General features: G+C 63.8%; 23 protein-coding genes. 10 read left to right on the top strand and 13 right to left on the bottom strand.

Annotated features, from left to right (window positions below):
* Positions 1–144 precede the first annotated feature (144 nt).
* The gene (locus AC0CMF_RS07025) at positions 145–1350 is read right to left on the bottom strand and encodes a lytic murein transglycosylase (RefSeq protein ID WP_374630113.1); all 1206 of its coding nucleotides are present in this window, start codon (positions 1348–1350) and stop codon (positions 145–147) included.
* 122 nt (positions 1351–1472) lie between these two features.
* A complete protein-coding gene (locus AC0CMF_RS07020) occupies positions 1473–1898 on the bottom strand; it encodes an organic hydroperoxide resistance protein (RefSeq protein ID WP_094463712.1) in 426 nt (141 codons plus the stop codon).
* 127 nt (positions 1899–2025) lie between these two features.
* Between AC0CMF_RS07020 and AC0CMF_RS07015 the strand changes: the two genes are divergently transcribed.
* Complete coding sequence (locus tag AC0CMF_RS07015; RefSeq protein ID WP_374630112.1) at positions 2026–2511, top strand: MarR family winged helix-turn-helix transcriptional regulator; 486 nt, start codon at positions 2026–2028, stop codon at positions 2509–2511.
* A gap of 9 nt (positions 2512–2520) precedes the next feature.
* Here the strand turns inward: AC0CMF_RS07015 and AC0CMF_RS07010 are convergent, their stop codons facing one another.
* On the bottom strand, positions 2521–3063 hold the full coding sequence (locus AC0CMF_RS07010) for a hypothetical protein (protein ID WP_374630111.1): 543 nt from the start codon (positions 3061–3063) through the stop codon (positions 2521–2523).
* Between the two features lie 63 nt (positions 3064–3126).
* Positions 3127–4143, bottom strand: coding sequence for an LLM class flavin-dependent oxidoreductase (locus tag AC0CMF_RS07005; protein WP_374630110.1), 1017 nt, complete (start codon positions 4141–4143; stop codon positions 3127–3129).
* A 99-nt stretch (positions 4144–4242) separates the two neighbouring features.
* On the opposite strand from AC0CMF_RS07005, the gene AC0CMF_RS07000 reads away from it, so the two are divergent.
* Positions 4243–4875 (top strand): TetR/AcrR family transcriptional regulator, encoded by a 633-nt coding sequence (locus AC0CMF_RS07000; RefSeq protein WP_055455573.1) that lies wholly within the window; start codon positions 4243–4245, stop codon positions 4873–4875.
* Positions 4876–4969: 94 nt separating this feature from the next.
* Positions 4970–6070: an alkene reductase gene (locus tag AC0CMF_RS06995; protein WP_374630109.1), complete on the top strand. Its 1101-nt coding sequence runs from the start codon at positions 4970–4972 to the stop codon at positions 6068–6070.
* A 108-nt stretch (positions 6071–6178) separates the two neighbouring features.
* Here AC0CMF_RS06995 and AC0CMF_RS06990 read toward each other — a convergent pair whose 3' ends face one another.
* Together AC0CMF_RS06990 and AC0CMF_RS06985 are read right to left on the bottom strand one after the other, a co-directional pair.
* Positions 6179–6640 carry an SRPBCC family protein gene (locus AC0CMF_RS06990; protein ID WP_374630108.1) on the bottom strand — a complete coding sequence of 154 codons (462 nt, stop codon included), beginning with the start codon at positions 6638–6640 and terminating at the stop codon, positions 6179–6181.
* Position 6641: 1 nt separating this feature from the next.
* Entirely contained in the window at positions 6642–6983 is a 342-nt protein-coding gene (locus AC0CMF_RS06985) for an ArsR/SmtB family transcription factor (RefSeq protein WP_374630107.1), read from the bottom strand.
* 202 nt (positions 6984–7185) lie between these two features.
* Here AC0CMF_RS06985 and ilvD point away from each other — a divergent pair, with 202 nt between their 5' ends.
* On the top strand, positions 7186–9048 hold the full coding sequence (gene ilvD, locus AC0CMF_RS06980; RefSeq protein WP_123193946.1) for a dihydroxy-acid dehydratase: 1863 nt from the start codon (positions 7186–7188) through the stop codon (positions 9046–9048).
* Between the two features lie 81 nt (positions 9049–9129).
* On the opposite strand, the gene AC0CMF_RS06975 is transcribed toward ilvD, so the two are convergent.
* From AC0CMF_RS06975 to rocF, 3 genes are all read right to left on the bottom strand, one after another.
* The gene (locus AC0CMF_RS06975) at positions 9130–9318 is read right to left on the bottom strand and encodes a hypothetical protein (RefSeq protein WP_050471259.1); all 189 of its coding nucleotides are present in this window, start codon (positions 9316–9318) and stop codon (positions 9130–9132) included.
* Between the two features lie 351 nt (positions 9319–9669).
* A complete protein-coding gene (locus AC0CMF_RS06970; RefSeq protein WP_058900254.1) occupies positions 9670–10749 on the bottom strand; it encodes an ornithine cyclodeaminase in 1080 nt (359 codons plus the stop codon).
* 14 nt (positions 10750–10763) lie between these two features.
* Positions 10764–11693: an arginase gene (gene rocF / locus AC0CMF_RS06965; protein ID WP_374630106.1), complete on the bottom strand. Its 930-nt coding sequence runs from the start codon at positions 11691–11693 to the stop codon at positions 10764–10766.
* Between the two features lie 145 nt (positions 11694–11838).
* On the opposite strand from rocF, the gene AC0CMF_RS06960 reads away from it, so the two are divergent.
* Positions 11839–12270, top strand: a complete 432-nt coding sequence (locus tag AC0CMF_RS06960) for an Lrp/AsnC family transcriptional regulator (RefSeq protein WP_050471403.1) — start codon at positions 11839–11841, stop codon at positions 12268–12270.
* Between the two features lie 63 nt (positions 12271–12333).
* On the opposite strand, the gene AC0CMF_RS06955 is transcribed toward AC0CMF_RS06960, so the two are convergent.
* Positions 12334–13407 (bottom strand): trypsin-like serine peptidase, encoded by a 1074-nt coding sequence (locus tag AC0CMF_RS06955; protein ID WP_374630105.1) that lies wholly within the window; start codon positions 13405–13407, stop codon positions 12334–12336.
* Between the two features lie 86 nt (positions 13408–13493).
* Between AC0CMF_RS06955 and AC0CMF_RS06950 the strand changes: the two genes are divergently transcribed.
* Positions 13494–14522 carry a hypothetical protein gene (locus AC0CMF_RS06950; protein WP_374630104.1) on the top strand — a complete coding sequence of 343 codons (1029 nt, stop codon included), beginning with the start codon at positions 13494–13496 and terminating at the stop codon, positions 14520–14522.
* Between the two features lie 62 nt (positions 14523–14584).
* On the opposite strand, the gene AC0CMF_RS06945 is transcribed toward AC0CMF_RS06950, so the two are convergent.
* The 3 genes from AC0CMF_RS06945 to AC0CMF_RS06935 all read right to left on the bottom strand — a co-directional run bounded on the left by AC0CMF_RS06945 (position 14585) and on the right by AC0CMF_RS06935 (position 18195).
* Positions 14585–16753 carry an anthranilate synthase gene (locus tag AC0CMF_RS06945; RefSeq protein WP_374630103.1) on the bottom strand — a complete coding sequence of 723 codons (2169 nt, stop codon included), beginning with the start codon at positions 16751–16753 and terminating at the stop codon, positions 14585–14587.
* Positions 16754–17095: 342 nt separating this feature from the next.
* Complete coding sequence (locus tag AC0CMF_RS06940) at positions 17096–17785, bottom strand: RES family NAD+ phosphorylase (RefSeq protein WP_374630102.1); 690 nt, start codon at positions 17783–17785, stop codon at positions 17096–17098.
* Positions 17785–18195 (bottom strand): MbcA/ParS/Xre antitoxin family protein, encoded by a 411-nt coding sequence (locus AC0CMF_RS06935; RefSeq protein ID WP_058900249.1) that lies wholly within the window; start codon positions 18193–18195, stop codon positions 17785–17787. Before AC0CMF_RS06935 ends, AC0CMF_RS06940 begins: the two co-directional genes overlap by 1 nt.
* 200 nt (positions 18196–18395) lie before the next feature.
* Here AC0CMF_RS06935 and AC0CMF_RS06930 point away from each other — a divergent pair, with 200 nt between their 5' ends.
* Genes AC0CMF_RS06930 through AC0CMF_RS06915 form a run of 4 tightly spaced genes read left to right on the top strand, consistent with a single transcriptional unit; the run spans position 18396 to position 22736 of the window.
* Positions 18396–20711 (top strand): bifunctional salicylyl-CoA 5-hydroxylase/oxidoreductase, encoded by a 2316-nt coding sequence (locus AC0CMF_RS06930; RefSeq protein WP_374630101.1) that lies wholly within the window; start codon positions 18396–18398, stop codon positions 20709–20711.
* Positions 20708–21448, top strand: coding sequence for an SDR family NAD(P)-dependent oxidoreductase (locus tag AC0CMF_RS06925; protein WP_374630100.1), 741 nt, complete (start codon positions 20708–20710; stop codon positions 21446–21448). The genes AC0CMF_RS06930 and AC0CMF_RS06925 overlap by 4 nt, the downstream gene beginning before the upstream one ends.
* Positions 21445–21927, top strand: coding sequence for a MarR family winged helix-turn-helix transcriptional regulator (locus AC0CMF_RS06920; RefSeq protein WP_058900246.1), 483 nt, complete (start codon positions 21445–21447; stop codon positions 21925–21927). Before AC0CMF_RS06925 ends, AC0CMF_RS06920 begins: the two co-directional genes overlap by 4 nt.
* Positions 21924–22736 carry an enoyl-CoA hydratase family protein gene (locus tag AC0CMF_RS06915; RefSeq protein ID WP_123193956.1) on the top strand — a complete coding sequence of 271 codons (813 nt, stop codon included), beginning with the start codon at positions 21924–21926 and terminating at the stop codon, positions 22734–22736. Before AC0CMF_RS06920 ends, AC0CMF_RS06915 begins: the two co-directional genes overlap by 4 nt.

The raw sequence follows: 22736 nt of genomic DNA, 5'->3' as shown, positions 1-22736 counted from the left end.
CAGGGGGAGGGGAGCTGAAACGCCGTGCCGGAATGACCAAAACACAGGCTTTCCTCAAACCGTAACCAGGAAGCCTGACTGGCAGTCCGTTGTAAACATTGCCCGCGAAGCTGTGGCTGACAACGGATGGCAAGCCTCTTTCCGTCACAGCCTCTGCAGCAATGCCGGTGTCGGCCAGCCGTCGGCGGGGATGCCCAGGCGCTGCTGTTCGGCCTGGACGGCGCGGCGGGTGCCGGAGCCGAGGATACCGTCAACCTTGCCAACGTCATGGCCGCGGGCCTGCAGCTTGGTCTGAAGCGCACGCATGCCGGCATCATCCAGCCCCGGTTCCGGCGAGGTCTTGGCCAGAACAGGCGCACCGGCGAGGCGCGTTGCGAAATAGGCGGCGCTCGTCGTGTAGATGAAGGACTGGTTCCATTTCAGGTAAATGCCGAAATTGGGGAAGGCGAGGAAGGCCGGCCCCTTGCGCCCCTGCGGCAGAATGAGGGAGGCGGGCAGGCCACCGGCGGGCAATGTGCCGTTGCGGGCCCGGACGCCAAGGCCCGCCCATTCGGAGACGGGCTTGGTCTTGTCGAGGCTGCTGTCCGCCCAGGGCAGGTTGTCCGGCGTTTCCACTTCAATGAGCCAGGGCTGGCCGCGCTGCCAGCCGAGAGACTGGATGAAATGCGCCGCCGTCAGGATGGCGTCGGGCGCAGAGTTCTTCAGGTCCACATGGTTGTCGCCATCGCCATCAACGCCGTAGCGGATGATGTCTTCGGGCAGCATCTGCACCTGGCCGATTTCGCCTGCCCAGGCGCCGGTGGTGGTGGCGGGATCCAGGTCGCCATGGGCCACCATATGCAGGGCGGCAATCAGCTGCGGCCGGAAGAGATGCGGGCGGCGGCAGTCATGCGCCAGTGTGGCGAGGGCGTTGAAGGTGTTGAAGTCGCCCTGCACGGCGCCGAAATCCGTCTCCAGCCCCCAGAAGGCGGTGATGACGGCGGCAGGAACGCCGTATTCCGCCTCGGCGCGGGCAAAGACCTGCGCATATTTCTTCATGTTGTTGGCGCCGTGCTGCAGGCGCGCGGAACTGACCGAGCGGGCGGAAAACTCGATGAAGGTCTGCCTGAAGACAGCCTGTCCCCGGTCGCGCGAGAGGACTTTCTTGTCGATCTGGGCATTGGCAAGAGCGCGCGCCGCAATGCCTTGCGGGACGCCGCTGGCGACGGCTTCCTGCTCGACGCCTGCAAGAAACGTCTTGAAATCGCCGCCGCATTTCTGCTGCGCCGCGAAGGCGGGCGTGGCGGCAAGGCCGGTCAGAAGGGCAAGCGCAGCGGTGCGGATGAGACTGCTGCGGGAAAGGGCTTTCATCGGGCGACTCCGTCTCTCCAAGGTTGCGAGAGGGTGGCCCGTCAGGGGGAAGCCGTCAACCGCCTGCAAAAGGGAGGCGGCAGGATTGCTCCTGCCGCCGGTCCGTCAGACAGGGCTTTCGCTCAGGCGAGCGACAGCTTGACGTCGATGTTGTTGCGGGTGGCGTTGGAATAGGGGCACACCTGATGCGCCTTCTCGATCAGCTCCTGCGCCTGATCCTGCGGCAGGCCCGGCAGGGAAACGGCGAGGGAAACTTCAAGGCCGAAGCCGCCTTCCGAACGCGGGCCGATGCCCACCGTTGCGGTGACCGTGGTGTCGGCGGGAACCTTTACGCCCGTCTGGCCGCCCACGAACTTCATGGCGCCAAGGAAACAGGCCGAGTAGCCGGCGGCAAACAGCTTTTCCGGGTTGGCTGCGTCGCCGCCTGCGCCGCCCAGTTCCTTCGGGGTGGAGAGGCTGACCTTGAAGGTGCCGTCGAGAGTCTCGGCGGAGCCGTCACGGCCACCGGTTGCGCGGGCTGCGGTGGTGTACAGAACGTTCACGGGCATTTCGGTCTCCTGTATTTAAATCGTGTGCGATTTAATCGCAAGAGATAGATAGGCTGGTTATACCTGCTTGTCAAGTGTTGCGATTCAATCGTGCGCGAACTAAATTCTTCTCCTGAAGGAGTAACCCATGACCCCATCCACCTGTTCCCCCGAAAGTGCCGGCGGCTCCAGTCCTCGCACCCTCGGGGACCTGCTGTGCTTTTCCATCTATTCGGCCAATCACGCCTTCAACCGCGCCTACAAGCCGCTGCTGGAGGGGCTGGGGCTCACCTATCCGCAGTTTCTGGTGATGATGGTGCTGTGGGAGGAGGATGACCAGACGGTTGGCGGCCTCGGCCAGCGGCTGGGGCTGGAATCCAACACGCTGACGCCACTGGTGAAGCGTCTGGAGGCCATGGAGCTTGTCGCCCGCCGCCGTGATGCGGCAGACGAGCGGCAGGTGCGTGTCAAGCTGACGGACAAGGGCGCGGACATGCGCAAGGCCGGGCAGGCGATCCCGGAATGCCTTGGCGGGGCAACAGGGATGGATCTTGCGGAAATCCGCGACCTGAAGCGCAGGCTCGGCGAGCTTCATCTGGCGCTGGAAAAGGCCACGGCAAGCCTCACGGCCTGAGTGCCAGCCCTACTGGCAGTTGCCGCCGGATCTTGCGGTAAATGTCGAGGGCTGGGTGCCGGGCGCAAATTTGCGGTAGCTGGCGCTGGAGCCGCAGGGCCCGCCCGAGGACTGAAACTCCTCCAGCGGCACGGACGGTGCAGGCTGCTGGGGGAGAACCTGTTGCGGCGGCGGTGGCATCTGCGCTCCCTGTGCCGGAGCACTGTACCTCTGTGTCAGACATGTCCGGTAGGCGCTGTCGTAGAGCGCCTGCCAGACGCGCGGGTCCTGCGCCATGGTGCCGAGCACGCCAAGCGCTGCTCCCGCGCGGGCGCCGCGCTCTGCGCCGGACGGGCCAGCCCAGGCGCCGCCGGCAACCGTGCCACTCATCGCGCCTTCCAGAATGCTGGTGCCCATGTCCCGCCCGCCGCCCGCATGGGCATTGGCAAAGTCCCGCGCCGAGGCATCGCACACCATGTCCAGCCCTTGAGCGGCCGCAGGCAGCACGGCTCCCGCTGCCGCAAGTGCGGCGGCAAGAAAGAGCACAGGAAACAAGGCACGGACAGTTGGCATCAGGAAGCTCCTTGGCCCCAGCCTAGCACAGTCCAGACCCTGGCGCCCACCATGGCCGGATTTTCACCCGGCCACCTGAGGTGCCATCGCCCCCGTCACGTCCTTCAGGGCGGCTACCGTGCGGGTGAAGGAGGCCTTGCGGGCGGCGGGATCGTGGATGTTGCCGTTGAACATGATCTCGTCCGGCTGGTAGCGCTCGATCAGGCTGGCAAGCTGGCTGCGGATGGTTTCCGGCCCGCCGGTGACGCTGCAGGAGAGCGCCATCTCCACCATGGCCAGCATCTGCGGATCGAGCACCGCGTGGATGTTCCCGACAGGCCGGGGCAGGGGGCCGGGCCGGCCGCTGCGCAGGTTGGCGAAGGCCTGCTGCATGGAAGAGCGCAGATAGATGCCTTCCGCGTCGTCTTCCCCGGCAAAGGCATTCACCGCCAGCATGAAATGCGGGCGCGCAAGATGGCGGGACGGCTGGAAGCGGCTGCGGTAAATGGTGACCGCCTGATCCAGCGCCTGCGGCGCGAAATGCGAGGCAAAGGCATAGGGCAGCCCGAAATGGGCCGCCAGCTGCGCGCCATAAAGGCTGGAGCCAAGGATCCAGACCGGCACTTCCGTGCCTTCGCCGGGGATGGCCCGCACCTGCGCACCGGGCTGGGCCGGGGAGAGGTAGCCGATCAGCTCTTCTACATCGGCCGGAAAGTCATCCGAAGCCTGCAGCGTGCGGCGCAGGGCGCGGGCGGTGCCCATGTCGGTGCCGGGTGCACGGCCAAGACCCAGATCGATGCGGCCGGGGAAGAAGGTCGCCAGCGTGCCGAACTGCTCGGCCACCACCAGCGGAGCATGGTTCGGCAGCATGATGCCACCCGCACCGACGCGGATGCGCTTCGTCGCATTGGCCACCTGACCGATGACGATGGCCGTGGCCGCGCTGGCGATGCCGGGCATGTTGTGGTGCTCTGCCAGCCAGTAGCGGGTGAAGCCGAGGTCTTCCGCATGGCGGGCAAGATCCAGCGTGCTGGCCAGCGCATCACGCGCGTCCGAGCCTTCGGGAATGGGGGAAAGATCCAGCATGCTGTAGGGCAGCATATGCGCCTCCGTGCTGTTTGCGGTGCAAAGGGTGGACAGGCAGGGTGGCCTGTTCGTGTCCCCCTTGAATTACGGACTGAGCAGTCCATATTCAAGGCCATGACGAAAAAGACTGCCGAACCACGCCTCTCTGCTGCCGGTGCAACTGCCGGTCCGGGCCGCCCGCGTTCCTATGACGAGGGTGAGGTTCTGCGTGCGGCGCTGGAGCTGTTCCGCCGTCAGGGCTTCGAGGCGACGTCGCTGGACGACCTGACACAGGCGATGGGCATCAGCCGTTCGTCACTTTATGCCGCCTTTGGCTCCAAGCAGGACGTGCTGCTGGCCGCCCTGCGGCGCTATTCGGCAACGGCGCTTGAGGCGCTGAAATCTATTGGCGATGCGCCGCATGCGCACCGGGCAGAGGCGGTGGCCGCCATGCTGCGGGCGCTGGCGGACCCGTCCGGCGGCAAGCATGGCTGCCTGCTGGTCAATTGCATCACCGAGCTTGCCCCCCAGAACGAGGAGGTGGCCGCGCTTGGCCGCCATCATCTGGAGCGGATCGAGGCGATTATCGCCGAGGCGCTGGATGAAAACGGGCCGGAGCCCCTGCGGGCCCGGGCAAGGGCGCTGGCCGCGCTTGCCATCGGCACGCTGACCCTGCGCAAGTCCGGCCTGGACGAGGCCTATATCACCTCGGCGCTGGACGAAGGGCTTGCCCGGCTTCTGGCTCCGCCGCAAGCCGTCCCCGCCTAGACCCCCTCACGGATAACCAGATCTCAAATCCCGCCCAATTATGGACTGATTGATCCAGAAAGGGCGGAAAGCAACCCGGAAGAAGGAAGACATCATGACGGAAGCAAAGCTCTTCTCCCCCGTTCAGGCTGGCCGCATGAAGCTGGCGAACCGCATTGCGATGGCGCCACTGACCCGCAACCGCGCCCGCGCCGAAGATGATACGCCCTATGACATCCACGTGGAGTATTACGCCCAGCGTGCCAGTGCCGGCCTGATCATCACCGAAGCCTCGCAGATCAGCCCGCAGGGCAAGGGCTATGCCTGGACGCCGGGCATCTATTCCGATGCGCAGGTGGAAGGCTGGAAGAAGGTGACCGATGCCGTTCATGCGAAGGGCGGCAAGATCGTGATCCAGCTCTGGCACGTGGGCCGCATTTCGCACAATGTGCTGCAGCCGGGCGGCGCCGCACCGGTCGCCCCCTCCGCCATCGCCGCCCAGTCCAAGGTCTATGACGGCAACGGCTTTGTCGATACACCGCAACCGCGTGCGCTGGAGACCTCCGAAATCGCCGGTATCGTCGCCGACTATGTGAAGGCCTCCCGCAACGCGATTGCCGCCGGGTTTGACGGCGTCGAGATCCACGCAGCTAACGGCTATCTCATCGACCAGTTCCTGCGCACCGGCTCCAACACCCGCACGGATGTCTATGGCGGCAGCCTGGAAAACCGCACCCGTTTCCTCAAGGAAGTCATGGACGCGGTGGTGGATGCCATCGGCGCGGACCGGGTGGGCGTGCGCCTCAGCCCCTTCTCCAATGCCAATGGCATTCATGATGACAACCCGGTCGAGACCTTCTCCCGCGCCGTGGACATTCTCAACGGCTACGGTCTTGCCTATCTGCATATGGTGGAAGGCCAGACCGGCGGCACCCGCGAGCTGAAGCCGGGCGAGGACATCGGCGCCCTGCGCGCCCGCTTCAACGGCATCTATATCGCCAACAACGGCTATGACCGGGCGAGCGCCATCGAGGCGGTGGAAAGCGGCCGCGCAGACATGGTCGCCTTCGGCCGCCCCTTCATTTCCAATCCGGATCTGGTGGAGCGCCTGCGCCGTGACGCCCCGCTCAACGAGCTGGACCGCGACACGCTCTATGGCGGCGGCACCAAGGGCTACACCGACTATCCGGCCCTTGAGGATAGTGCAACTGCCTGAGCCCCAGCCTGAACCTGAGCCTGAACATGCTTTCCGGCTGGTGCAGTCCTCTCTGTGTGCCAGCCGGGACGGCCTCGCGGCCACCCCCAACCGCGAGGCCGTTTTCCGTCAGTGGCCTTCGACGAAATGTGCCAGCTGCGTCAGGGCGGTGCCCCAGCCATCGTGGAAGCCCATCTTTTCGTGGATGTCCTTGTCCTCGCGATTCCCATGCAGGACACGTGCGACATAGTTCGTGCCGCCATCGACCTCCTGAAGCGTGATGATCGCGGTCATGAAACCTTCCTTGCGCGGCCGGTAGCCCGGCAGAAGGGCGTCCGTTGATACAATCCGGCGGTTCTCGATCACATCGAGAAAGCAGCCGATATTGTTCATCTTCGTGCCGTCCGGCAGGGTCATCGTCGTCTCGAAGGCGCCGCCAGACCGCAGGTCGAGCTGGTGTACCTCGGTCACGACCGGTTCCGGTGCCCACCACTTGGCGAGCGCGGCCGGATCCTTCCAGGCGTTCCAGATCGCGGCCGGTGGCGCCTTGATGATGCGGGAAATTTCGAGGTCAAGCGCGGGATCAAACATGTCAGTCCTCCTCAGATGCAGTTTCCGCCTCGACAAAGGCCACCAGCCGGTCCGTGCGTGCCGTCCACATCGCCTTCTGGCTTGAAAGCCAGTCGTCCACCGGCGCAAAAGCCGCCTTGTTGAGGTTACAAGTTCGGGTCCTGCCCGACTTATGCGTTGTAATCAGCCCGCTGTCCTCGAGGACAGCGAGGTGTTTGAGAAACGAGGGCAGGGCCATCGAAAAGGGTCCGGAAAGATCCTTGACGCTGGCACTTCCCGCGCCCAGACGCTGAAGCACTGCCCGCCGGGTGGGATCCGACAGGGCATGAAACAGGGCGTCGAGTGGCTGCTGTTGGTTAGCCATATGGATAACTATTCTGATCCGATTGTGAGGTCAATGGCTAACTATAGCAGAACTTTTACCGGAGCCGTACCGCAGCGTACTCTTTTTGGGTTTTCTGCCCTTTCGCTCGCCCCAAAAACCTGCCAAACCCTACATTTGAAGCACGCAACAAGCGTGAGGCGGACAAAGAGACCGCCAATAGGACAATCCCAGGGAGTTCCAGATGCCCGCCTATCGTTCCAGAACCTCCACCCACGGCCGCAACATGGCCGGCGCGCGCGGCCTGTGGCGCGCCACGGGCATGAAGGACGGCGATTTCGGCAAGCCGATCATCGCCATTGCCAACTCCTTCACCCAGTTCGTTCCGGGCCATGTGCACCTGAAGGACCTTGGCCAGCTTGTCGCCCGCGAGGTCGAGAAGGCAGGCGGTGTTGCCAAGGAATTCAACACCATCGCGGTGGATGACGGCATCGCCATGGGCCATGACGGCATGCTCTATTCGCTGCCCTCGCGCGAGATCATCGCCGATGCGGTCGAGTATATGGTCAACGCCCATTGCGCCGATGCGCTGGTCTGCATTTCCAACTGCGACAAGATCACCCCGGGCATGCTGATGGCCGCCATGCGCCTCAACATCCCGGTGGTCTTCGTCTCCGGCGGCCCGATGGAAGCGGGCAAGGCGGTGCTGGCCGACGGCACCACCAAGGCGCTGGATCTGGTGGACGCCATGGTGGCAGCAGCCGATGACCGCGTGTCCGAAGAGGACGTGAAGGTGATCGAGCGCTCCGCATGCCCCACCTGCGGCTCCTGCTCGGGCATGTTCACCGCCAACTCGATGAACTGCCTCACCGAGGCGCTGGGCCTCGCGCTGCCGGGCAATGGCTCGACGCTGGCCACCCACGCCGACCGCAAGCGCCTGTTCGTGGAAGCAGGCCACCTGATCGTCGATCTCGCCCGCCGCTACTACGAGCAGGACGACGAAAGCGTGCTGCCGCGCAGCATCGCCTCGTTCAAGGCCTTCGAGAATGCCATGACGCTGGACATCGCCATGGGCGGGTCCACCAACACGGTTCTGCATCTTCTTGCCGCCGCCTATGAGGGCGACGTGAATTTCACCATGACCGATATCGACCGGCTGTCGCGCCGCGTGCCGGTGCTCTGCAAGGTCGCGCCTTCCGTGCCGGATGTGCACATGGAAGACGTGCATCGCGCTGGCGGCATCATGGGCATTCTGGGCGAACTGGACCGTGCCGGCCTCATCGACACCTCGCTGCCGGTGGTTCATGCCGCCAGCATGAAGGATGCGCTGGACCGCTGGGACGTGGTGCGCACCTCGAGCGAAGCGGTGCATACGTTCTATTCCGCGGCCCCCGGCGGCGTGCCGACGCAGGAAGCTTTCTCCCAGTCGCGCCGCTACAGCGAAGGCGTCGATACCGACCGCAAGACCGGCGTCATCCGCTCGGCCGAACATGCCTTCTCGAAGGATGGTGGCCTTGCCGTGCTCTTCGGCAACATCGCGCTGGATGGCTGCATCGTGAAGACGGCGGGCGTGGACGAGAGCATCCTGAAGTTCTCCGGCCCGGCCTATATCTGCGAAAGCCAGGATCAGGCGGTGAGCGACATTCTCACCGGCAAGGTCAAGGCAGGCGATGTGGTGGTCATCCGTTACGAAGGCCCGAAGGGTGGCCCCGGCATGCAGGAAATGCTCTATCCGACGAGCTACCTGAAGTCCAAGGGCCTCGGCAAGGCCTGCGCGCTCATCACCGATGGCCGTTTCTCCGGCGGCACCTCGGGCTTGTCCATCGGCCATGCGTCCCCGGAAGCGGCGGAAGGCGGCGCGATCGGTCTGGTGGAGCATGGCGATCCGATCGTCATCGACATCCCGAACCGCATCATCCGCGTGGATGTGAGCGACGAAGTGCTGGCCGAACGCCGGGCGAAGATGGAAGCAAAAGGCGCTGACGCCTGGAAGCCGGAAAAGCCGCGCACCCGCAAGGTTTCGGCAGCCCTCAAGGCCTATGCCGCCCTCACCACCTCCGCCGCCCGCGGCGCCGTGCGTGATGTGGACCAACTGACACGCAAGTAAGCTGGCTGCATGGCCACCAAATGACAAAGCCGCCGGTTCTGCCGGCGGCTTTTTCTTTTGGCCAGTTCAAGGCACCGGCCCTCAGTTCCGGCGGCTGCGCGCCTCGCGCCCCCGCGCCTTGCGGCCGTAGAGCCAATCGCCAAAAACGCCGAGGCTTACCGTCACAAGCATGCCGAACAGAAGGCCCCAGCCGAAAATGTAAGAAATGACGATGCCGCCGAAGAAGCCGGCGATCATGCTCATCAATTCAATAATCACGTTGCGTTGCATGGGGGCTTCCGCCGGTTCCTGCAGGACTGGTAAGCAGCTATGTCTCTGATACGCAACTTTGGTATGTCATAGGCTGCACTCTTGTCACGTAAAAATCTTTGATAGAGAAGGAAATGTAGGTTTTTTGAATTGTATTACTAAGGGTGATAAATGTTTATATCGCCTACAGCGAAAAGACCTTCGCATCATGAGAAGTTTGTTTCTTGAATTTGAAACTTTATCTGGAAAATATCGCGCCCAGGTTGAGCTTAGGGTGTGGGAACGGGCTTGATACGGATGCTGATCCGACTCAGTGCTGACCGGATCTGACATCCCTTGTCCCGTTGCATGATATTTCCCGCGCTGGATCCGTCAGCCAGAGGAACTGGCGCGCAGGACCATGCCGAACAGATCCCGCGGATCATCCGGGTCCGCCAGAAGATCGAGCATTTCGCAATAGGGCAGATCCTTCAAAAGCCCGCGCAGATAACGCAGGGCAGAGAAATCCTCCACCGCAAAGCCGACGGAATCGAACAGCGTCGTTTCCAGCGCCGACCGGCGGCCCGGCGCGTCTCCGGCAATCACCTGCCACAGTTCTGTGACCGGATGATCTGCCGCAAGCTGCTGGATCTCGCCCTCGATGCGGGTCTGGGGCGTATATTCGACAAAGATGGACGAGCGCAGCAGGATATCCCGGTGGAGTTCCGTCTTGCCGGGGCAGTCGCCGCCCACCGCGTTGATGTGCTGGCCGCTGGCCACCATGTTGTCGGTGAGGATGGTCGCCCGCTGCTTGTCTGCCGTCACCGTGGTGATGATGGCAACACCTTCAACCGCTTCTTCGGCGCTGGAGCAGACGGTGACGTCGAAGCCGAAGCCTTCAAGATTGCGGGCGCAGCGGCGGCTGGCCGCCGGGTCGATATCATAGAGCCGCAAGCGGTCCACACCCAGAAGCTTGCGGAAGGCAAGCGCCTGAAACTCCGACTGCGCGCCATTGCCGATGATCGCCATGGACCGCGCATCTGCCGGGGCCAGATATTTTGCCGCCAGCGCCGACATGGCGGCGGTGCGCAGGGCGGTGAGGATCGTCATCTCCGACAGGAGCACGGGATAGCCCGTCTCCACCTCTGCGAGCACGCCAAAGGCGGTTACGGTCTGGCGGCCGGTGCGGGTGTTCTTCGGATGTCCGTTCACATATTTGAAGCCATAGGCAACGCCGTCGGACGCAGGCATCAGTTCGATGACGCCTTCCCTCGAATGGGAGGCGACGCGCGGCGTCTTGTCGAACAGCGGCCAGCGTCGGAAATCCTCCTCGATCACAGCCGCAAGCCCTTCGATGAAGGCTTCGACGCCCACCGCATTCAGAATGCGCATCATGTTGCCGACGCTGACGAAGGGTACCAGTGCGAGAGGCGAGGGGGCATTCTGTGCCGGATGGCTGGCGGTGGTGGTCATTTTCTGGCTCCCGTTCAGTAGCTGCGGGTCGGGCGGTCCATGACGCGCCGTCCGAAGAGGCTCGCGGTCAGGTCCACCATCAGCCGGGCGGTGCGGCCCCGGTCATCGAGAAAGGGGTTCAGTTCCACCAGATCCAGCGAGGTGACGAGGCCGCTGTCATGCAGCATCTCCATCACCAGATGCGCCTCGCGGAAGGTGACGCCGCCCGGCACGGTGGTGCCGACCGCCGGGGCAATGTCCGGGTCGATGAAATCCACATCAAGGCTCACATGCAGGAAGCCGTTGGCGCGGGCGCAGCGCTCCAGAAACGGCTCCAGCAGGCGGGCGATGCCGTTCTCGTCAATGGCCCGCATGTCATGGGCGGTGATGCCGAATTCCCGGATCAGCGCCCGTTCCGGCGGATCGACCGAGCGCAGACCGAGCAGGCAGAGGTTGCCCGGCGATATAGGCGTGTTCAGCTTCTCACCCAGCAGCACGTCAAAGCCCGGCAGGCCGCAGGCAAAGGCAACCGGCGTGCCGTGCAGATTGCCGCTGACCGTGCTTTCGAAGGTGTTGATGTCGGAATGGGCGTCGAGCCACAGCACGAATTGCGGCCTCCCGGCACCGGCCGCATGGGCTGCGTGCCCGGCGAGGGTGCCAAGAGCCAGCGCATGGTCGCCGCCCATGTAGATGGGCATCTGCGGCCCCGCCGCCAAAGACCGGGCCTTGCGGTAAAGCGCCCGCGTCCAGCCGGCAACGGCGCGCAGGTTCTTCAGCTTCGGGTCCGTGTCCGGAACGTCGAGCGCCTGATCCGGCGCAACGTCGCCGTGGTCCTCCACAACAAGGCCGAGCGCTTCCAGCTCCTCCTGAAGGCCCGCGGTGCGATAGGCGGCCGGTCCCATCAGACAGCCCCTGCGCCCTGCGCCTGCTTCCACCGGTGCTCCCACAAGCGCAATCTGCGTCATCCCTCGGCCTCCTTCACTGCGGATCTGCATCTCTTCCAGAGTGCAGCCATCAGATGGCAGTCTGAAGACAAAAAATTGTGCACTCTGGGCAGCAGGCTATCCAGAGTGATAAGCTGAACTTCCCAAACTGGAAGGATGCCGCATGCTGGACGATACAGACTTGGCGCTGATCGCAGCCCTCAGGGCGGATGGCCGCCGCTCGATCTCGGATCTGGCGCTGGACCTGAAACTCTCCCGCGCCACCGTGCGGGCGCGCCTGTCGCGGCTGGTGGAAAGCGGCGAGATTCAGGGCTTCACCGCCGTTCTGCGCAACGAGGGGCAGGACCTGCCGATCCGCGCCATGATGATGCTGGCCATCGAGGGCAAGCGGGCCGATGCGGTGATCCGCCGCCTCAGCGGCATGCCGGAAGCCCGCTCGATCCACACCACCAATGGCCGCTGGGATCTGGTGATCGAGCTCGCCACCCCGGATCTCGCCTCCTTCGACGCCGCCCTCCACCGCATCCGCCTCATCGAAGGCGTCTCCGCCACCGAAACCAGCCTGATGCTGTCAGCGGTGAAGACCTGGCGGCGGTGAAGACCTGGCGGCGGTGAGGAGCTGGCTGCTCCAGATCCAGTGCTGACGGGCATCCGGAACGGTTCAGAGCGCTGGAAAACGCGCCCGTAAGGAGCGGGCTTGTGGACTGTCCCAGTGGGCGACGAGTTGATCCCGCAGGGCCGCGTGTGCGGAAACCTCCAGCGGGGCACTGGCGATGAACCGCCGGAGGCGGGATGCCCGGATGCCCTCGTTGGCAACATGGTCTGCCCGGTCGGGATAGCGCTCGTATTCAGCACGCGGCATGGGCTTGCCCAGACGGTCGAGGATCTCCCCATCCTCATTGGTCTTCGGCACGGCCTTGTGATGCAGCGCTACGACTTGCCAGTCGCGGCTGAAGACAGGCGCGCCGGAGCTTCCTCTTTCAGTATCAGCTGTATACCAGCAGAACCGATCCTCATCGTCCGTCTTTCCCAGCAGCAGGAAATAGCTGTTGTGCAGGGCGATGCATTTCGGCCGTCCCTGCGGATGCTGGATCACGCTGACCGGATGGCCCTCAAGGATCTTGCCTTCGTCCAGCAGAGGATGCCAGCCAAAGTCCGTCAAGGGAACGCCGGTGTCGCCGACCGGAGCAACGGCCACGAGCGCAAAGTCATGCTCTCTGTTGGCAAGCCAGAACGTGCCTGGATCAAGCGCATATTCGCTGGTCGCTGAGGGAATGCCGAATTTTTGCTCCTCATGGCCAAATACTGCCGTCGCCGCAGCGGCCATGGTCGGTGTTTCCAGAACATGCTGATTGGTGAGCAGCAGGCCGGGCCCGGCCAGGAAGCCCGTCCCGCTGATGGCTCCGCCTGCGATCTGAATGCAGGCAACGGCTCTGGCGGCAAGTTGTCCGGCCTCCAGAAACTCGACCGACAACAGGTCGCTGGTGCCGATCAGCGCTTCCTTGCCCAGATCGTCATGCCCTTCAATCAGGGCTCGCTGGCGCTCTGGCGGGCGGCTTTGTCCTTGCAGATAGCGTTCAATACGCGCCTTCGTTTCTGTCGGCGAGACAAGGCCCTGGCTTGCATATTTGAGCGCTCTGCGCAGGTTGCGCAGGTTCTTCTGGACGCGCCCTGCAGCTGCTTCTGCAAGCTCATCCCCCAGTTCAGAAAGTGTGATGGTGCCTTCTTCCCGCATGACGCTCCCCTATATCAACTGGTGCGTTGACCGGTATGCAATTTAAGGTATAGTTAACGTAGGGGAATAAGAAAAGGGGGCAGGTCATGCCAGAGAAAATCAGCTACGCTGAGTATCTGGACATTCTTCTTGATCCGGAGTCTACGGATGAGGAAATTCTGGCTGTTGCCAAGGTTCGGGCACGGCATCACGGTCTGGATTTCGCCATTATTCCGGACCCGAAAAAGGTCGATATACAGCCTGAACAGGCAGAGTTGGAAAGTGCCCTTGGCATCGGCAACAACCTGGAGCGCTGGCGGCGCTGGGTCCGGTTCCGCAACCGGTTCAACTCGGGTGAAAAGCTGCCCGTTCTCGTTGAAGAGGGAGATAGCTGGCACCAGTTTCCCTTGCTTGTGAAGGATGTCGTCGATCATCTGGGCAAGGATTACCTGATCTATTCCGTTGCCGCCGCCGGAGATACTGCGGAAAACATGGTCTATGGTCCCGCGGGCAAGGGCGGGAACGAATATCTGGCCGCTCTCTGGCAATACAAGGACAACGTGAAGGGCTTCCTGTTTTCTGCCGCGGGAAATGACATTATCGGCGAGGATCCGGCGACGGGGAAGGCGGCGCTGCATGACATTCTGAAGCCGTTCAACAGCAACGCGAAAGATGTGCCCGGGCACATCAACATGGCGGTGCTTGGCGAAAAGCTGGCCTTCCTTGAAAGAGCCTACCGGGATGTGATCACCAACATCCGCCAGTATACGGAGTTCAAGACGCTGCCGGTCTTCATTCACGGCTATGACCATGCCTATCCGGAACTGAAGCAGAAAAAGGACCCGCGCAAGCCAAAGCATGCAAAGCGGGATGAATGGCTTGGCGAACCGCTGGATGCGCGCGGCATCGTGGACGATGCCCTGAGGCGCAACATCATCAAGTTTCTGGTGGATGCGCTCTACGACATGCTGGAGCGTGTGGCGGGTGACCCCAAGCAGACAGGGGTCTGGCTTGTCGACTGCCGGGGCGCCATGCCGGATGTAACGGACTGGATCGATGAGATCCACGGCACGGATGAGGGCTTCGGCAAGGTGGCGGCAAAATTCCGCAAGGTGCTGAAGAAGGCTGGTGTTTGAGGAGCTTGGAGCCAAGCCTTGGAATATCCCCCGGCACAGGTTCTGCACCGGGGGATCGCACTTTACGCCCGCCGCGTCTTCACCAGGCGGGTCACCACGTTCTCGATGATGCGGTGGCCGGCGTCCTGGTCGAGGGACATGATGCTTTCCGGGTGGAACTGGACGGCGGCGATCGGCTCGCTGGTGTGTTCGATGGCCATGATGACCCCGTCTTCCGTCTCCGCCGTGATGCGGAAGTCTGCGGGCAGCTTGTCCTTTTTCGCAAACAGCGAGTGGTAGCGGCCGACCGTGACCGGCGAGCTTAAGCCTTCAAACAGAACCGAATTGCCGGTGAGGCTGATGGGCGAGGGTTTGCCGTGCATCGGCACGTCGAGCTGGCCAAGTTCGCCGCCCAGCCCTTCGGCCAGAGCCTGAAGGCCGAGGCAGACGCCGAACAGCGGCAGTCCGCGCGCGCGGGCACGGCCGATGGTGGCGGCGCAGTCGAAGTCCTTCGGGCTGCCGGGACCGGGGGAGAGCACCACCAGATCCGGGTTCACGTCATGGAACACGTGGTCGGCAACGGGCGTGCGGTAGGTGACCACATCGGCCCCTGTCTGGCGGAAGTAGTTGGCCAGCGTATGGACGAAACTGTCCTCATGGTCCACCAGCAGGATCTTGAGGCCCGCACCGGGCTTCTTCTCGCGCACGGTTTCCGTGGCCTTCACGGCCAGCCCCGCCTCGCGCACGGCGGCGCGCATGGCTTCGGCCTTCAGCTCGGTCTCGGCCTCTTCGTCTTCCGGAATGCTGTCATAGAGCAGCGTGGCACCGGCGCGGATCTGGGCAACGCCGTCCTTGATGCGCACGGTGCGCAGGGTGAGGCCGGTGTTCATGTCGCCGTTGAACAGCACCGCACCGATGGCCCCGCCATACCAGGCGCGGGAGCTCTTCTCGTTGTTCTCGATGAACTCCATCGCCCAGCGCTTCGGCGCACCGGTCACGGTGACGGCCCAGGCGTGGGAAAGGAAGGCGTCGAGCGCGTCCATGTCCTCGCGCAGGATGCCCTCGATATGATCCACCGTGTGGATCAGGCGGGAATACATCTCGATCTGGCGGCGGCCGATGACCTTGACCGAGCCGGGCACGCAGACGCGGCTCTTGTCGTTGCGGTCCACGTCCGAGCACATGGTCAACTCGGCTTCGTCCTTGGCGGAATTCAGCAGCTTGCGGATCTGCGCCTCATCCTCGATGGCATTCTTGCCGCGCCGGATGGTGCCGGAGATGGGGCAGGTTTCCACCCGCCGCCCGCCGGTGACGCGCACATACATCTCCGGCGAGGCGCCGACGAGATATTCCGCATTGCCGAGGTTGATGAAGAAGGAATAGGGCGAGGGGTTGATCTGCTGCAGGCGGCGGGAGACGGCCGAAGGCGGATTGGCGCAGGGCTCGTAGAAGGTCTGGCCCGGCACGGTTTCGAAAAGGTCGCCCCGGCGGAAATACGCCTTGGCCCGGTCCACGATCTTCGCATATTCGCCCGGTTCATGGTCGCCCCGGCCCGGATCTTCATTGGCCGGCCGGTAGGCCTGCTTCTCCCCATCACGCGGCAGGCCGTGGGTGCGCTTGCCATCCACCTCGAAGTCATATTCCAGCACATAGGCGCGGCGGCCATGGTGGTCGACGATGAGGATTTCGTCGGGCAGGAACAACACCAGATCGCGCTGGTCCTCGGGGCGCTTCAGCTTCAGCTCGATCGGCTCGAACTGGAAGGCCAGATCATAGCCGAAGGCACCGTAAAGGCCGAGCTGATCGTCATCGCAGGCGAAGAGTTCCTTGATGGTCCGCACCACGGAGAAGGTGGAGGCCTGACGCGAGCGGTCTTCCTCGCGGAAGGGGGCGGCGGGCTTGCGCACCGTCAGGGTCATGCGGCCCTCACTGGCAGCGAAGTCCTCCACGTCCGGATGGCTCGCCAGCACCCCGGCAATGGCCGGCAGCAGAACGAGGCCACGGGCGTTGAGGGCGCGGATTTCCACGTTGCGCCCGGCCGATTCCAGCACCAGCGGCGGATTGACCAGCGCCATGTCCCAGCGGGTGTAGCGGCCCGGATATTCATAGGAGGAGGAGAGGACCGCGCCGCGCTCCGCGTCCAGCCGGTCGATCCAGCGGGAGGTGCCTTCCGCATAGTCGGCCGGGCGTGCGCCGCGCGTGACGGCAATGCCGCCCTTGGTCTTGAAAGTCTGCTCAGCCGGTACCGGCATTCGTCCATCCTCCAGTTCAGGTCCAGGCCTTCCCCCGGCCAGACCCCAGACAGACCAAAGGCCGCCTGCGGGTCTTGCCGCGGCGGCCTTTGGGTCAACTTCGATCACGTCAGAACATGAGAAATCGCAAGGCCGCCAATCAAGCGTCCTGCCACCACCAGCCCATGCGGATCATCTGCGTGTTCATGCCTGTTTGCCTAGCGCAGCCACAGGCGGCAAGCAACCGGGGAAAGGGCGTAAAAACCGCCCCTGCGCCACTTGCCTTGCCCCTGTTGCAAAATAGACCAGTCGCTTCAAGCTTGAATTATTTGTGTGCCTTACGGGGGCGGCTCTTTTTATCTTTCACAGCCCGAAAATCGCTCCCGTCCGGCAGTTGCGCACCTTGTCGGCGGTGGTGCCGTTCCAGTGGAAGTCGAAGTGATCGGCTTGCAGGGGAACGGGGATGAGGTCCGGCCAGAAGATGGCGGCACATTCTCCGCCTTCGCAGCGGACACTTCGGTAGAGGATACCGTTGGCACCTGAGGCTCTCAGATCCCGGCCCAGCGCCTGCGAGGGGGCATAGTCATCCGGGTGGTGATAGCGGACGTCCGGTCTTGCATCATGCAGGTCAAGATCAAGGCGGCAGGTGAGCATGCGGAACTGGGAGGTCCAGCCCGGCGCTTCCTGCGTGGCCCGCATGGTGCGGCCGTGATGATGGGCGACTTCCCGGATCGCCACTTCCTCTGCATTGCCCGCGCTGTAGACGCCATAGGTGCCATCGGTGAAGCGGCCCGGCCGGTCTGTGCTGACATGGACGAAAGGTGCCATCAGATAGCTGGCGCCGGGGCCGCTCACCCGCCGGTGCGGCGGCACCAGATCCAGTTGCCCGAGATGCTCCCAGATACGCGGATTGGTTTTCGATTCGGCCGAGGCAAGCGCCTCCCAGTCCTGCGGGTCGGCAATGTCCTCGAACAGATCAACCGGCGGATGGATGGAGCGGATGAGGCGGAAGGCGCTCTGCCACTCCACCCGCGTAAGGGCCAGGGCGCTCATCAGAAACCGCCGCGCTCCGCGTCGAGATAGGCGCGCACGCGGGCCAGCGAGAATATGTCGCCCTGCGCCATCACCTCGACCGGCGTGCGCCCGCCAAACACCGGGTTGGGCTTGCGCACCCAGGCGTAACCGCGTTCCGCTTCGGTGAAGAGATAACGCAGGCCCTTGTGGATGCCCATCAGCAGGGAGAGGCGGGTGGCAAGGTCGCGGTCGATGCGCCCCGGCTCACCCGCCTTCCAGCGCGCATGGGTGCGGGCCGGGAGGCCGCCGAGAATCTCCCGCGCCTGCGCATCGGAAAGCTGCCAGCGTTCGAACAGCCGGATCACCGCCCGCGCCATCGCCGCCGCTTCTTCGGCGGTGATCTGCGGCACGTCCGGCACAGCGCGGGTGCGGGGGATTTCCTGCAGCATGGTCAGCTCCTTTTGGCATAAAATAAGATATTTAATGCCAAATGGCAAGACTTCATGCTGAAACGGCTCCCGGATCGGCATATCGGCCTGTTCAGTCCGCCCCTGAAGTTTCGTTTCGCAGGGCGATATTTCAAGCTTGAAATAATTTCCGGCTGGTGGCAGGCTCATGCTCAACAAGACAAACGGAAGGGACTGCGGCGATGAAGATCCTGTGCCTGGGAGGCGGGCCTGCGGGGCTCTATTTTGCAATCTCGATGAAGCTGCGTGATGCGGCCCATGACATCACGGTGCTGGAGCGCAACAAGGCCAACGATACGTTCGGCTGGGGCGTGGTGTTGTCGGATGATGCGCTGGGCAACATGGCCCGCAATGACCCCAAGAGCACCGAAGAGATCCGGGCCAACTTCTCCTACTGGGACGACATTGCGGTCGTGCACGATGGCGTGCGCACCGTTTCCGGCGGCCACGGCTTTGCCGGCATCGGCCGCAAGAAGCTGCTGATCATCCTGCAGGCGCGGGCGCGGGAATTGGGCATCAAGCTGGAGTTCCAGCAGGAGTTCAAGACCGCTGAGGAATACCGCAAGGATTATGACCTCGTGGTCGCCAGCGACGGCATCAACTCGCTGGTGCGGCGTGAATATGCGGATGTGTTCAAGCCCGATGTGGACCTGCGCCTGTGCAAGTTCATCTGGCTCGGCACGCACCAGAAGTTCGATGATGCCTTCACCTTCATCTTCGAGAAGACCGAACACGGCTGGATGTGGGTGCATGCCTATCAGTTCGATGCCGACACGGCGACGGTGATCGTCGAATGCACGCAGGAGACCTGGGACCGCTTCGGCTTCGAGCACATGTCCAAGGAAGAGACCATCGAGACTTGCGAGAAGGTGTTTGCCGCGCATCTCGGTGGCCACAAGCTCATGTCCAACGCGGCGCACCTGCGCGGCTCTGCCGTCTGGATGAACTTCCCGCGGGTGATCTGCGAGAAGTGGTACAACGGCAATGTGGTGCTGATGGGCGATGCGGCGGCGACGGGGCATTTCTCCATCGGCTCCGGCACCCGGCTGGCCTTTGACAGTGCCATCGCGCTGGCGACGTATCTCCATAGCGAAGCCAGTATGGAAGCGGCCTTCGAGCGTTATCAGGAAGAGCGCCGCATCGAGGTGCTGCGCCTGCAGTCTGCCGCCCGCAATTCGCTGGAATGGTTCGAGCAGGTGGAGCGCTATCTGGACCTTGATCCGGTGCAGTTCAACTATTCGCTGCTCACCCGCTCCCAGCGCATTTCCCACGAAAACCTGCGCCTGCGCGATCCCGAATGGCTGCGCTCGGCGGAGGACTGGTTCCAGAAGCAGGCCGGCGGCCAGCCGGGCCGCACGCCGATGTTTGCTCCCTTCACGCTGCGCGGCATGCGGCTGGAAAACCGCATCGTCGTTTCGCCCATGGCCCAGTACAAGGCGGTGGACGGGGTGCCGGGCGACTGGCATCTGATCCACTATGCCGAGCGGGCCAAGGGCGGGGCAGGGCTCGTCTTCACCGAAATGACCTGCGTGTCGGCGGACGGGCGCATCACCCCCGGCTGCCCCGGCCTCTATGCGCCGGAGCATGAGGCGGGCTGGAAGCGGCTGACGGATTTCGTCCATGCGGAGACGGCAGCGAAGATTTGCTGCCAGATCGGCCATTCGGGCCGCAAGGGCTCGACGCAGGTTGGCTGGGAGGGCATGGATGCGCCGCTGCCGGACGGCAACTGGCCGCTGCTCTCTGCTTCCGCCATTGCCTGGTCCAAGGGCAATGCGGTGCCGAAGGCAATGGACCGGGCCGATATGGATCTGGTGCTCGGCCAGTTCGTCGAGGCGGCGAAGATGGCAGAGCGAGCCGGGTTCGACATGATCGAGCTGCATGCCGCCCACGGCTATCTCCTGTCGTCCTTCATCTCGCCGGTGTCGAACGTTCGGGACGATGAATATGGCGGCAGCCTTGAAAACCGTCTGCGCTATCCGCTGGAAGTCTTCCGCGCCATGCGTGCCGTCTGGCCGGAGCATAAGCCCATGTCGGTGCGCATCTCGGCCAATGACTGGGTGGGTGAGGCTGGCGTGACCCCGGACGAGGCGGTTGAGATCGCCCGGGCCTTCTCTGAGGCGGGTGCCGACATCATCGACGTCTCCGCCGGTCAGACGACGACGGACGCACGCCCCATCTATGGCCGCATGTTCCAGACCCCGTTCTCCGACCGCATCCGCAACGAGGCGGGTCTGGCGACCATGGCGGTGGGCAACATCACAGAGGCAGATCAGGTGAATTCGATCCTGATGGCAGGCCGTGCCGATCTGGTCTGCCTTGCCCGTCCGCATCTGTCCGATCCCTACTGGACGCTGCATGCGGCGGTGGAGCAGGGCGACCGCAAGGCCAGCTGGCCGCTGCCGTATCTTGCCGGGCGTGATCAGGCCCTTCGCCTTGCCGGGCAGGCAAAAGCCAAGGTGGACGGCGCCAAGGTTGCGGGAGAGGTGATCCGGGCATGACGGTGGCAGGACGGCGCGTTCTCATCACGGGCGGCGGTACGGGGGCGGGGGCAGATCTTGCCCGCGGCTTCCATGCTGCCGGAGCGCAGGTCATCATCACCGGCCGCAGGGCGGAGCCGCTGCAGGCGGTGGCGGCTTCCCTGCCGGGCGTGCGGGCGCTGACGGCGGACGTGACGGACGAGGTTTCCGTTAAGGCGCTGTTCGAGGCTGCAGGCCCGGTGGATGTGGTGATTGCCAATGCAGGCGCTGCCGAAAGCGCCCCCTTTGGCCGCACGTCGCTGGACCAGTGGAATGCGATGCTGGCTGTGAACCTGACCGGCGTGTTCCTCACCTTCCGCGAGGGGCTTGCGCGTATGGATGGCTGGGGGCGGCTCATCGCCATTGCGTCCACCGCAGGTCTGAAGGGCTATCCCTATGTGGCGCCCTATGTGGCGGCCAAGCACGGGGTTGTCGGCCTTGTGAAGGCGCTGGCGCTGGAGGTGGCCCGCCGTCCGGTGACGGTCAACGCCATTTGCCCCGGCTTCCTCGATACGGAGATGACGGAACGCTCCGTTCAGAACATCATGGCCAAGACCGGCAAGAGCCGGGATGACGCCATGGCCGCCCTTGCGGACACCAATCCGCAGAAGCGCCTCATCACCCCGCAGGAGGTGACGGCCATGGCCCTTTATCTGTGCGCTGCCGGATCTGACGGGGTGAACGGGCAGGCGATGGCCATTTCGGGAGGCGAGGTATGAGCGCAGAGAAGGGAACAGCCGTGCAGGAAACGGAAGCAGCTTCCGTGCCGCTCTCCAAGCGCCGGCTGAAGACCTGGATCCGCATTCTCGGCGTTACCCGCATGGCGGAAGCGCATCTGCGCGAGTTCCTGCGGGTGGAGCATGACACGACGCTGCCGCGCTTCGACGTGATGGCCGCGCTCTACCGCCGCCGCGTGCCGCTGAGCATGAGCGAACTGTCGCGCCTGCTTCTTGTCTCCAACGGCAATGCCACCACGGTGGTGGACCGGCTGGAGAAGGACGGCCTCGTCCGCCGTGTGCCCTTCGAGGCGGACCGGCGCACGGTGCATGTGTCGCTGACGGACGAGGGGCTGGCGCAGTTCGAAAAGCTGGCCGCCGATCACGAGCGGGAGGTGGATCAGCTCTTCGCCAGGCTGACGGACGCGGATCTGGACGCGCTCAAGGACATATTGAAGAAACTCGGGAAGGACGCGCAATGACCGCTCTGGCTGATCTGAAGCCCCGGCACTTTCTCTGGCAGGTGAAGGACCGCATCGCGCGCGTCAGCCTCAACCGTCCCGACCGCAAGAACCCGCTGACCTTCGACAGCTATGCCGAGCTGCGCGACACTTTCCGCGCCCTCGTCTATGCCGATGACGTGGATGTGGTGGTCTTTACCTCCAATGGCGGCAACTTTTGTTCCGGCGGGGATGTGCATGACATCATCGGCCCGCTGGTTGGGCTCGACATGAAGGGCCTGCTTGCCTTCACCCGCATGACCGGTGATCTGGTGAAAGCGATGATCGGCTGCGGCAAACCCATCATCGCGGCGGTGGATGGCGTCTGCGTCGGAGCCGGGGCGATCATTGCCATGGCCAGCGACCTGCGGCTGGCAACACCGGAGGCAAAGACCGCCTTCCTTTTCACCCGCGTTGGCCTTGCGGGCTGCGACATGGGCGCCTGCGCCATGCTGCCGCGCATCATCGGACAGGGCCGGGCGGCGGAACTGCTCTACACGGGCCGCACCATGAGCGCCGCCGAGGGCGAGCGCTGGGGCTTCTTCAATGCCTTGCATGAGGCGGACAAGCTGGAAGACGAGGCCATGGCGCTGGCCGCAAGGCTCGCCTCCGGGCCTGTGTTTGCCCATGGCATCACCAAGACCCAGCTGAACCAGGAATGGAACATGGGGCTGGAGCAGGCCATCGAGGCGGAAGCGCAGGCGCAGGCGATCTGCATGCAGACGCAGGATTTTGCCCGCGCCTATCATGCCTTCGTCGCCAAGCAGAAGCCGGTTTTCGAGGGCAACTGA

Source organism: Pannonibacter sp. CBAS1226 (genome assembly GCF_055685825.1).
Note: the sequence above shows the minus strand (reverse complement) of the source record. Positions and strands in the feature narration are given on the sequence as shown.